Raw genomic sequence first — 11,760 nt, forward strand, 5'->3', positions numbered from 1 at the left:
CACCGGAGTGACGCCGCGGTTGAGCGTTGTGGTGCCCTTCTACGGCGTCGGCGAGTATCTCGGTGACTGCCTGGACTCGATCGCGCGGCAGGCGTGGGGCGATTTCGAGGCGATCCTCGTCGACGACGGCTCGCCCGACGACAGCGCCGTCGTCGCGAAGGAGTTCTGCACCCGGGACCCGCGGTTCCGGCTGATCCAGCAGGACAACGCCGGCCCCGGTCCGGCCCGGGACGCCGGGATCCGCGAGGCCACCGGCGAGTACCTGGCGTTCGTCGATGGCGACGACCTGGTCTCGCGGTACGGCTTCGCCGCCCTGGTGCGGACCCTCGACCGCACCGGCTCGGACTTCGCCGGCGGCAACGCGCGGCGGTTCAACAACAGCTTCGGGGTCCGGCCGTCGTGGCTGCACAAGCAGCCGTTCGCGCGGGTTCGGCACGCCACGCACGTCACCGAGTTCCCCGACCTGGTCCTGGACCGGATGCTCTGGAACAAGGTCTACCGGCGGTCGTTCTGGACCGAGCACGGCTACACCTTCCCCCCGATCCGGTACGAGGACTACCCGGTCGCGCTCGCGGCGCATCTGGACGCGGTGACCGTGGACACGATCACGCAGGCGGTCTACTACTGGCGCGAGCGGGAGTCGGGCGAGTCGATCACGCAGCAGAAGTTCCAGCTCGGCAACATCCGGGACCGGGTGACGTCGGCCGGGATGGTGATCGACCTGGTCGCGGACGCCGCGCCGGTGGTCCGCCGGCGGACGCACGCACACCTCGCGCAGATCGACGTCCTCACGCTGATGTCCGCGTTCGGCACGGTCCCGACCGAGGACGAGCAGGCGCTCGTCGACCTGTCCCGCGAGCTGCTCGGCCGGCTCGACGAGGACGTCCTGGCAGCGACCCACCGGTACGACCGGATCCAGCACGCCGCGCTCCGGTCCGGCGACGTCGAGCTGCTCCGGCGACTCGCCGTCTTCCGGAACTCGGGCGGCCTCCGCGGCGGGGCGCGCGCCGTACCGCGGGCCTGGCGGCTCGAATACAACTATCCGGGGCTCGGTGAGCCCGTCGTGCCCCAGGCGCTGTACAAGCTCCGCGAGCAGGATCTGACCCTCGCGACGAGCGTCCGCGAGGTCAGCTGGATCGACGGCAAGCTCTCGGTGAAGGGCACCGCAGAGATTCGCCACCTGGAGACGTTGCGTACGTCGACCCTCGAGATCGCACTCGCCGTCGGCAAGACGACGTACCCGCTGGACGTACGGCGGTATGCCGCGCTGGACCTGCACGGGGACCAGACGCTCGTCGGGTTCGAGGTGCTGCTGGACCAGGAGCTGCTCAGCCGGTGCACCGGCGCACCCGCACACTTCGAGGTGCGGATGCGGTCGGGCCGGCGGGAGCGGAAGGGCATGCTCGGTGGTCAGGGCCCGGGGAGTCCCGGGTGGCCGCCCGGCGCCTGGATCGACCCGGCGAACTGGATCCAGCCCGGGCCGGGGACGCGCGGCTGGTTCTCGCTGCGGCGGCTGACGGATCCGTGCCGGCTGACCGCGGTCGAGCAGACCGGCGACGAGCTGGTGCTGCACGGCACGGCGTCGTTCGACGAACCGGAGCTGTACCTGAGCCGGCCGGTCGTCGGCGGCGAGGAAGAGATCCCGTTGGAGATCGACGGGCGGGACTTCGTCGCGCGGGTGCCGGTCCGGGACATCCTCGCCGCGGCGAACCACGACGACCCCTTCGGTCAGCGGACGACCCGGGTGTTCCGCGTCCGCGGGCCCGAGGGTCAGCAGCGCGTGCTGCTGTGGACCGCGGGCGACGCGGCCGTCTCGTGCGTCGTGGACGAGCGCGTGGTCACGCTGACCCGGTCGACCGGCGGTTACGTGAACCTGCACGAGGCGCCGATCCGGACGACCGCCGTGGCTGCTGTCGCCGACGGCAGGCAGTTGGTGGTGCGCGGTGCGGAACGTGGTGACGTGACATTCGCCTGGCGGCGGTACCTGGCCGATTCCGACGAGCATCTCGATGTCCCGTGCCGTCACACCCGCACCGCCGAGGGGTGGTCCGCGGCGGTCGACGTCGACGCGCTGATCCCGGTGACGGCGGTGCAGGTCTCGGTCGACCCGCTGGCGGCGCTGGCCGATTGGATCCTGTTCGCAACCTCTCCCGACGGTACGGCGCATGCCGTCCAGTGCGAGCCGTTCCTGTGCAGCCGGTTGCCCTTGGCAATCACGCACGGGAGGCACGCGCTCGCCGTCCGACCCCATGCCGGCACTCTGCACGTCGAGGTGCGCTGATGCATCACCACAACCATTACTACGGTCAGGCGCACATCCTTTCGCGGTACGCCGGCTTCGACTTCGACCACCCGCCGCGGCTGCGCGGATACCTGCAGCACGGGTGGAACATCGGCTGCGGCTGGAACCCGGTGCACGAGTTCTACGACGGCGCCTGGCGGTTCACCTGGAGCGATGCGCCGAAGCGCCGCGGGCACGCGCTTGGTCGGCGGAACTACCACAGCATCGGCGCCCCGTTCCTCTACCTGATGGATCTGGAGCCGGAGCCCGCTGTGTCGGACCAGGATGGGCCGGTCGAGCGCGAGGGCACGCTGTGGTTCCTCTTCCACGGGTGGGAGGGCGGCAAGATCCACGGCGATCACCAGCGGCTGATCGACGAGATCCGCGAGACCGAGCCCGGCCCGGTGACGTTCAGCCTGTACTACACCGAGTACGACCGGCCCGAGGTGCGCGGGTTCTACGAGGACGCGGGCTTCCGGGTGGTCTCGTTCGGGCGCCGCGGGTTCTCGTACGAGGGGACCGATCGGCGGTTCCTGTTCAAGCAGCTGGCCGAGCTGCGCAAGCACAAGCGGGTGGCCGCGAACCGGCTGTCGACGGCGATCTTCTACGGCGTCGCCGCCGGCTGCGAACCGGCGGTGTACGGCGACCCGATGGAGATGGACGGCGAGAACCCGCTGTTCGGCGGTCAGGGCCGGATTGAGCGGCTCTGGCCGGAAATGCTCGGAAAGACCGTCGACCTCGAAGCCGCCCGGGCCACCACCGACGTGGAACTCGGCAAGCCCTGGATGATGCCGGCCGCGGAACTGCGGAGCCTGTTCGATTGGAGAGAGCGTGTCTGAGGTTCAGGTGGTCCGCGGTGAGATGCAGCCGTGGACCGATCACACGACGCCGCGGCCGGCGCTCGCCGCGCTGCTCACCGACGTCGTCCCCGCCAACCGGCGGACGCTGATCCTCGGGCCGCACGCTCCGCAGCTGATCGAGTCGGTGCTCGCGCATTCCGCGGACGTGTCGATCCTGGTCCGCTCGGTCGCCGACGCGCAGCGGTTGGGCGAGGACTTCGGCCCGTGCCTGCAGGTGATCGCGGGCGCGCTGGACGGGCTTCAGGCCGAGCCGTACGACGTGATCATCGCGTCGGACGGTCTCGACCGGGTGCTGGGCTACGACAGCGCAGACCTGTCCTGGACCGCACGTCTGGAGGCGGTGCGCGCGCTGGCCGGTCCGGGCGCAGTCGTCGTCCTCGGGCTGGAAAACGAGTTCTCGCTGGTCAACCTGCTGGACAGCAGGCCTGCGCACGAGCGCCACGGCGACGACGAGTGGCGCCCGCTCCACGACGACCCGACCCGGCCGGTCTCCGTCGACCAGTTCCGGGCCGCGCTCCCGTGGACCGCCGAGGTGTACGCCGACTTCGCGTCGCGCACGTACGTCCGCGCCGACGTCGCCGCGGCGGCCCGTCCGGGCGAGCTGCCCACCCGGTTGGCGGTCGCCGCGGTGGAAACGGTCGACGTGCCGCTCCTGTCTCCCGCCCACGAAGGCATCGACACCGCCGCCCGCGCGGGGCTCCTCCCGGCCGTCCCCACCGGCTGGCTGGCCGTCGTAGGCGTCCAGCCCCCGCACGACGTCTACGCCCAAACCGCCGACGCCGTCCTGACCGCCGGCCAGACCCTGACAGGCTGGGACATCGCCCTGACCGGCGATCCCGGTCCCGCGGCGGAGCTCCTGTCCTTCGACCCTGCGGTCGTGCCTGCGACGGTGCCCGCGGGGGTGTCGGTCGAGAGTGTGTTGTTCCGGCTCGCGGCCGCGGAGGATGTGCCGGCGTTCCGGAAGCTGGCGGCGGAGCTCGGCGACTGGGTGACTGCCTCGCCGGTGATCGTGCGGTGGGACGACGTGATCTACGACGGCGAGTCCTTCGCCCACGGTGTTTCGGGGTGGGTGTCCGAGGGAGCCGTGGAGAAGGAGGATCTTCTCGCAGCAGCTTGGGTGCGGTTCCACGACCGGTTGGTCGGACAGCATCGGCGGCATCCGTGGCCGTCGTGGATGATCGGCGACGACCTCGTCTCCGCCTGGCTCGGCATGTCCGGTGTCGAGCCGCCCGAACCGGCCCAGGCCACGTCTCCCGACACAGTTGCCGCCACCACCGAACAAGTTGCTCACGGCAAGGAGCTGGCCGACGCCCTGGCCGCCGTACTGGGGAAACCCGCCACGGTCGACGTCCGCACCAGCCTCGCCGAGGCCGAGGACGCCAAGCACAAGCTGTTCGAGCTGAAGGGCCACGTCTACGGCCTCGAGCGCACCCTCGGCTTCCGCAACAAGGCGATGAAGACCCGCGAGAACCGCATCCGCGAGCTCCGCGGTCAGCTCCAGCGGCTGACCACGGCCCACGACCGGATCCGCGGATCCCGCACGTACGCCGTCTCGCGGGTGATCTTCCACGCGGCCCAGGTCCGCAAGCCGAAGGTCGTCGCCCGCAAGCTCGCTCGCCGGATCCGGAAGCGGTGAAGCGGTCGCGCCTGAGCGTGGTAGTGCCGTTCTACAACGTGGGGGCTTACATCGGGGACTGCCTGGACTCGATCGCGCGGCAGACCTTCGGCGATTTCGAGGCGATCCTGGTCGACGACGGGTCACCGGACGACAGCGCCGTGATCGCCAAGGAGTTCTGCGTCAACGACTCCCGGTTCCGGATCGTCGAGCAGCAGAACGCCGGCCTCGGACCGGCGCGCAACACGGGCGTCGAGCATGCCACGGGGGAGTACGTCACGTTCGTCGACAGCGACGACCTGGTCACCCGGCACGGCTTCGGGATGCTGATCCGCGCGCTCGACCGGACCGGCTCGGATTTCGCCGGCGGCAATGCGCGACGGTTCAACAACAGTTACGGCGTACGGCCGTCGTGGCTGCACGCGCAGGCGTTCACGGCCGACCGGCTGGCCACGCACGTCTCCGAGACGCCGCAGCTCGTGCTGGACCGGATGGTGTGGAACAAGGTGTACCGGCGGTCGTTCTGGGACGAGTACGGCTACCGCTTCCCGGCGATCCGGTACGAGGACTATCCGGTGACGCTCAAGGCGCACCTCGACGCGGTCACCGTCGACACGCTCGCGGCGCCGGTGTACTTCTGGCGCGAGCGGGAGTCCGGCGACTCGATCACGCAGCAGAAGTTCCAGCTCGCGAACATCCGCGACCGGGTGGTCTCGGCCGGCCTGGTGCTGGACGAGGTCGAGGACGCGCAGCCGGAGATCCGGCGGCGGGTGCACGCGCACTTCCGGCAGATCGACCTGCATGCGATCCTCTCGGCCTTCGGTACGGTCCCGGCCGAGGAGGAGCAGCACCTGGTCGCGCTCACCACCGAGCTTCTCGACCGGCTGGACGCGGACGTGCTGGTGAACTCGCCCCGCGTCGCGCAGCTCCAGTTCGACGCGTTACGCGCCGGGGACCTCGGGCTGCTGCGCAAGGTCGCGCTCGACCCGGACGCGGCGCAGGACCACCTGCAGTTCGCGAAGACCGACCTGACGATGGCGACCGGGGTGCGCGAGGTGACCTGGATCGACGGCGATCTGTCGATCCGCGGCACCGCCGAGATCCGGCACCTGCAGTCGAAGCCGTCGAGCCTCCGGATCGACCTGGTGATCGCGGGCCGCAGGCACCGGCTCCCGGTCCGGCGCTACCCGGCGGCGGACCTGCGCGGCGCGGAAAGCCTGGTGGGGTTCGAGGTTCGCGTCAGCCGGGAGCTGCTGGCCAGGTGTACGGCGGGCCCGTCGCACTTCGACGTCCGGCTGCGAGCCGGCGGGATCCGCCGCCGGGACCTGCTGCGCGGGCAGAAGGCCGGCAGCCCGGGGTGGCCGCCGGGCGCGTGGATCGACGCGACGAACTGGATCCAGCCCGGTCCGGGCAAGGACGGGGCGTTCGCGGTCCGGCGGCTGGCGGATCCGTGCCGGTTGACGTCGGTCGAGCAGACACCGGGCGCGCTGATCCTGCACGGCCGGTCGGCGTTCGACGAGCCGTCGTTGTTCGTCAGCCGGCCGCTGTCGGGTGGCGAGGAGGAGCTGCCGCTCGAGGTGCACGGCCGCGACTTCACGGCGCGGTTGCCGATCGGGCCGATCCTCGCCGAGGTCAACCCGGACGACCCGTTCAGTCAGCGGACGACGCGCGCGTTCCGGGTCCGGGGGCCGCAGGGCCGCGAGCAGGTGCTGCTCTGGACGGCGGGCGACCGGCTGGTGTCGCATGCCGAGGGCGGTCGCGCGGTGATGCTGACCCGGTCGACCGGCGGGTACGTGAATCTGCACGAGTCGCCGATCCGGATGACCGCCACCGCTGCGGTTGCCGCAGGCACCATGTTGGTGGTGCGCGGGCCGGACTGGGGTGACGTCGACTTCAGCTGGCGGCGGTACCTGCCGGACTCCGACGACCACGTCGACGTCCCGTGCCGCCGTACGGTCTCCGACGACGGCTGGGCCGCCGTGGTGGAGATGGCCGCCCTGGACCCGGCCGAGTGGATCCTCTTCGCCACCCTCCCCGACGACACCGCCCACGCCGTCCAGTGCGAGCCCTTCCTGTCCAGCCGCCTCCCCCTCACCGTCAACCGCGCGCCCCGAACCCTCACCGTCCGCCCCCTCGCCGGCACCCTCCACCTCGAGGTCACCTAGCACACCGCCCACCCCCAATTTGCCTGGTGAGCCAGGCGAATTGGGGGTTCTGCACTGATTATCAGGGTGCAGGACCCGGCATTTGCCTGGTCCACCAGGCAAATTGGGGGGTGGGCGGCGGCGGGCCGGGGTGCGGGGTCAGCGGCGGGCGATGAGTAGTTGGTGGGTGACGGGCCAGGTGATGGGGTCTCCGTCGGGGGTGGTGATGGTGGCGACGGGGGCGATGCGGTTCTCGATCACCCAGTCGTTGCGCCAGGCGTTCGAGGCCGGGTCGATGGTGAAGCCGGCGCGTTCGGCGATCGCGGACCAGCCGGCGAAGGTCAGGCCGCAGAACTGCTCGTGGGTCTCGCTCAGCCAGTTGTCGACGTAGTCCTTGCGGGTCAGGAAGTCCATCGCGTCCGCCAGCCGCAGCACCAGCCCGTCGGCGCGGACGTCGTAGGAGAACGGGACGCGGGCGTTCCGCCGGAAGTCGTGGGCGAACTGGAAGAACCTCGCCCGCGTCGACAGCCTCCCGACGTACGCCGCGGGGTCGGCAAGCGCCTCGAGCTCCGCGACGCCGTCCGGGTTCTCGCCGTCGCTGTCGTCCAGCCGCAGGACGACGGGACGCTCGGGCTCGTCGGGGCCGCAGACGTCGGAGTTGATCCAGACGCCGTCCGGGGCGGTGTGCGCGAACAGCGCGTCGGCGAACCGCTGGACCGTGCCGGGCCGCGAGCCGTCGGCGTACGACCAGATCTCGTGGGTGAGCGCCAGCGTCAGTGTGGTGTCGATCGACCGCGGCGGGAACACCGCGGAGCCGAGCATGTTGCGCTGGTAGAAGTAGACGTTCGGGTTGCTGAAGAGACCCTGCTCCTTCTTGTGCTCGCACTCGGCGAACAGGTGCCGCGCGACCTCGACGCCGATCAGGTCCGACTCGTGGAAGCGCGGGTCGCGGTCGGCGAGCTGCAGCGTCGCGCCGGTCGCGCAGCCGATGTCGAGGATCCGGCCGGGACGCACGAAGTCCTTGATCTGCAGCCATTTCCGCTCGGCCGCGGTCTCGAACGCGTCGGCGTACGTCTTGTAGTCGCGGGTCGTGGTGAGGCCGCCGTCGTCGCCGACCACCGGGTCGTTCACGCAGCGGGCGATGTGTGCGTCCAGCGCGTACCGCCCGAACACGTCCACGGTCGCCGGATGCGCGAACTCCTTCCATTGCTCGTCGCCCGCTGCGATCATCAGCAGCACGTCCCACGGCCGCGCCGTACCGTCGGGCTCGACGTCGATCACGGAGTACCCGAGCTGCTCGTACAGCTTGCCGACCGCGGGCGTCGAACACGCCACCACCGTGTTCGCCGGCGTCAACCGGACGAGATCGTCGGTGCCGGCCTCGATCGCCTTCACCGTGACCTCGGCGAACTCGTCCGTCGGCGGGGTGTCCACCACCCCGACCACCAGCGAGCGGAGCCCCTCCGCCACGCTGAACCGCTCGATCGCTGCTTCCCGCCGATCGAACGCCACCGGGTTCCGCTTGGTCGTGCGGTGATTCGCCGACGTCACGGCCCACACCACGGTCCGGTCCGCGTGCCGGCGCAGGAACTCGGCCTGGAAACGCGTCAGGACGTGGTGCCGCCCGGGGAACAGCAGGTACATCAGAGCAGGTCCCAGGTGAGCGGAGTGCCGGCCTTGGCGTCGGTGCGGAACGGGCGGCCCTCGACCTGGGTGAAGAGGTCGGGGGCGAGGCCGCCGGCGGGCCGGATCGAGCGGACGTTCTCGAACGTGATCAGGTCGCCGGCCCGGACGTCCTGGGTGACGAAGAGCGAGCGTCGGAAGCGGAGGACGTTCTGCTCGGCCTGCTTCGGGCCGATGACGGGCTCACCGAGCGACAGTTGCGCGACCCGGGTGCTCTCGACGAGCAGCTCGAGCTCCCACGGCTCCAGCGAGAACGCGGAGTCCACACCGCCGTCGACGCGCTTCAGCGTCACGTGCTTCTCGATCACGGTCGCGCCGAGTGCGACCGCGGCCACCGCGGCGCCGATCCCCATGGTGTGGTCGGACAGCCCGACCTGGACGCCGAGTGCGTCGCGAAGGACCGGGATGCCGCGCAGGTTCGACTGCTCGGGCGGCGCCGGGTAGCTCGCCGTACAGGACAGCACGATGATCTGCTCGTTCCCCGTCGACCGCGCGGCCCGGACGGCGGCATCGATGTCGGTGAGCGTCGCGGAGCCGGTGGAGATGATGATCGGCTTGCCGGTCTCCGCCATCCCGCGCACCAGCGGCAGGTCGCCGATCTCGTTCGAGGCGACCTTGTACGCCGGGACGTCGAGCTTCTCCAGGAAGTCGATCGCGGTGCTGTCGAACGCGGACGAGAACGCGACCAGCCCGAGCGACTTCGCCAGCTCGAAGATCGGCTCGTGCCATGCCCAGGGCGTGTGCGCCTCCTCGTACAGGTCGTACAGCCGCGCCTCGCTCCACAGTTCGTGCTCCGCCGGCAGCCGGAACGCCGGTAGGTCGAGGTCGAGTGTCATCGTGTCCGCGGTGTATGTCTGCAGCTTGAGCGCCTGCGCACCGGAGTCGGCGACCGCACGGACGATGTCCAGCGCCCGCTCCAGGTCGCCGTTGTGGTTCCCGGACATCTCCGCGATGACGAACGGCTGGTGATCGGGCCCGACCGCGACGCCGCCGATCTCGATGGTGGTGCTCATGATTTCCCCTTGCGTCGATCGTGTTCACGCAGGCTGATCGGAATCACCCTGATCTCGCGCCCGTCGGCGTACCGCGTCTCCGGCGTACCCTCGACGAACCGGAACCGCCGGTTCATCTGCCGGACCACCGTGTTGTGCTCGAGCACCTCTCCGGTCAGCACTTCGAGACCGAGGTCGTCGAACGCGTACGCCGTGGCCTCGCGCATGACCTCGATCCAGGCCGGCAGTGTCTCGCCCCGCTCGGCGAGACCGTCCGCGTCCAGGAAGAACCCCCAGGCTCCGGACGGGCCGTCGAGATCGAAGAAGTTCACGACCCCGGCGGTCGCGCCGTCCCGGATGTAGATCAGCACCCGCCGGGACGGATCGGCCGACGCCTTCGCCCACCAGGCCGCGTGCTCGTCCGCGGTGATCTCGTGCGCGGTGATGCTGACGGCACGGTTCGCCTGCTGATTTCGTAGTCGCCGGATCGTGTCGACATCGTCCTCGGTCGCGGCGCGCAGCATGGTCCTAACCTAGCGTCTTCCCGGAAGGCCGCTGATGTGTAAACATCTTTCCACTTCACCGGAAAGAATAGTCGGAGAGTGACATGAGAGTCTGGCGAGTGATGGGCGTTCTCGGCGTGACGGCGGGACTGATACTGAGCGGTCTGACGGGTACGGCGTCCGCCGTGGAGACGGACGGGCAGCAGACGTGTGCGCCGAACGCGTCCACCCCGCTCCGGCAGTTCCGGGCGAGCTGGGTCGCGTCGGTGGTGAACATCGACTGGCCGTCGAAGACCGGGCTGACCGCCGCGCAGCAGCAGGCCGAGCTGGTCGGCTGGCTCGACGACGCGGTCCGGCAGAACCACAACGCGGTCATCCTGCAGGTCCGCCCGACCGCGGACGCGTTCTGGCCGTCCAAGGTGGAGCCCTGGTCGAAGTATCTGACCGGCGTGCAGGGCGGCGACCCCGGCTACGACCCGCTGGCCTTCGCGGTCGCCGAGGCCCACAAGCGGAACCTCGAGCTGCACGCGTGGTTCAACCCGTACCGGCTGTCGATGGACACCAACATCAACGGCCTGCTGCCGACCCACCCGGCGCGGCAGCACCCGGACTGGGTGGTCTCGTACGGCGGGAAGCTCTACTACAACCCCGGCATCCCCGCGGCCCGGAAACTGGTCGAGGACGCGATCATGGACGCGGTCTCGAACTACGACATCGATGGCGTGCACTTCGACGACTACTTCTACCCGTACCCGGTGGCCGGCCAGGTCTTCAACGACGCCGCGACGTACGCACAGTACGGCGCCGGCTTCTCGAACATCGCCGACTGGCGGCGGAACAACATCGACCTGCTGATCCAGGAGCTCGGCCAGAAGATGCACGCGGCCAAGCCGTGGATCAAGTTCGGCATCTCGCCGTTCGCGGTCTGGCGGAACAAGGCCACCGACCCGGAGGGCACCGACACCACGGCCGGCGTGCAGACGTACGACGACCTGGCCGCGGACACCCGCAAGTGGGTCCGCGAGGAGTGGATCGACTACATCGTCCCGCAGGTGTACTGGGCCGGCGGGTTCGCGCCCGCGGACTACAACAAGATCGTGCCGTGGTGGGCCGAGCAGGTCCGCGGGACGCACGTCCACCTCTACATCGGCGAGGCAACCTACAAGGTCGGTACGTCGACGCAGTCGCCGGACTGGTCGGATCCGAAGGAGCTGAGCGACCACCTGGCCTTCGACAGCACGATCCCCGAGGTGAAGGGCAACATCTTCTTCTCCGCGAAGGACGTCCGCGCGGACCGGCTCGGTGCGACCACGCTGCTCAACAACACCTGGTACACGCGGCCGGCGCTGATCCCCGCGATGCCGGCCCTCGACGCGCGGGCGCCGCTGCCGGTGCACGGGGTCCACGCGGCGCGCACGGGTGACGGTGTCCAGCTGCAGTGGTCCAGGACGTCGAACGACACCACGTCGTACGCGATCTACCGCCGGGAGCTCCGCGGCGGCGACCACTGTCCCGACAACGACGCGCGCAACCTGATCGCCACGGTCCGCTCGACGGGCGCCGCCCAGTCGTACGTCGACACCACCGCGACGCCGGGCACCGCGTACATCTACTCGGTGACCGCGCTCGACCGGCTCGCCAACCAGAGCATCGCGATCCCGGCCGTCACCGTCCGCTGAGCC

8 protein-coding genes are annotated in these 11,760 nt (G+C 70.2%); 5 read left to right on the forward strand and 3 right to left on the reverse strand.

What is annotated here, in order from left to right:
• Window positions 1–19 precede the first annotated feature (19 nt).
• The 4 genes from AB0L64_RS04400 to AB0L64_RS04415 are packed head-to-tail and all read left to right on the forward strand — an operon-like array spanning window position 20 to window position 6,921.
• Window positions 20–2,281, forward strand: coding sequence for a glycosyltransferase family 2 protein (locus AB0L64_RS04400; RefSeq protein ID WP_363707591.1), 2,262 nt, complete (start codon window positions 20–22; stop codon window positions 2,279–2,281).
• A complete protein-coding gene (locus AB0L64_RS04405) occupies window positions 2,281–3,120 on the forward strand; it encodes a hypothetical protein (RefSeq protein ID WP_359941157.1) in 840 nt (279 codons plus the stop codon). Before AB0L64_RS04400 ends, AB0L64_RS04405 begins: the two co-directional genes overlap by 1 nt.
• Window positions 3,113–4,777 (forward strand): hypothetical protein, encoded by a 1,665-nt coding sequence (locus AB0L64_RS04410; RefSeq protein WP_363707593.1) that lies wholly within the window; start codon window positions 3,113–3,115, stop codon window positions 4,775–4,777. Before AB0L64_RS04405 ends, AB0L64_RS04410 begins: the two co-directional genes overlap by 8 nt.
• Window positions 4,774–6,921 carry a glycosyltransferase family 2 protein gene (locus AB0L64_RS04415; protein WP_363707595.1) on the forward strand — a complete coding sequence of 716 codons (2,148 nt, stop codon included), beginning with the start codon at window positions 4,774–4,776 and terminating at the stop codon, window positions 6,919–6,921. The genes AB0L64_RS04410 and AB0L64_RS04415 overlap by 4 nt, the downstream gene beginning before the upstream one ends.
• Before the next feature lie 138 nt (window positions 6,922–7,059).
• Here the strand turns inward: AB0L64_RS04415 and AB0L64_RS04420 are convergent, their stop codons facing one another.
• The 3 genes from AB0L64_RS04420 to AB0L64_RS04430 are packed head-to-tail and all read right to left on the reverse strand — an operon-like array spanning window position 7,060 to window position 10,099.
• The gene (locus AB0L64_RS04420) at window positions 7,060–8,544 is read right to left on the reverse strand and encodes a class I SAM-dependent methyltransferase (protein WP_363707597.1); all 1,485 of its coding nucleotides are present in this window, start codon (window positions 8,542–8,544) and stop codon (window positions 7,060–7,062) included.
• Window positions 8,544–9,596, reverse strand: coding sequence for a pseudaminic acid synthase (gene pseI, locus AB0L64_RS04425; RefSeq protein ID WP_363707599.1), 1,053 nt, complete (start codon window positions 9,594–9,596; stop codon window positions 8,544–8,546). The genes AB0L64_RS04420 and pseI overlap by 1 nt, the downstream gene beginning before the upstream one ends.
• Window positions 9,593–10,099 (reverse strand): GNAT family N-acetyltransferase, encoded by a 507-nt coding sequence (locus AB0L64_RS04430; RefSeq protein ID WP_363707601.1) that lies wholly within the window; start codon window positions 10,097–10,099, stop codon window positions 9,593–9,595. The genes pseI and AB0L64_RS04430 overlap by 4 nt, the downstream gene beginning before the upstream one ends.
• Window positions 10,100–10,182: 83 nt before the next feature.
• Between AB0L64_RS04430 and AB0L64_RS04435 the strand changes: the two genes are divergently transcribed.
• Window positions 10,183–11,757, forward strand: coding sequence for a family 10 glycosylhydrolase (locus AB0L64_RS04435; protein WP_363707603.1), 1,575 nt, complete (start codon window positions 10,183–10,185; stop codon window positions 11,755–11,757).
• The last annotated feature ends 3 nt before the right edge of the window (window positions 11,758–11,760 follow it).

This window comes from Kribbella sp. NPDC051936, assembly GCF_040680955.1.
Classification (GTDB): Bacteria; Actinomycetota; Actinomycetes; order Propionibacteriales; family Kribbellaceae; genus Kribbella.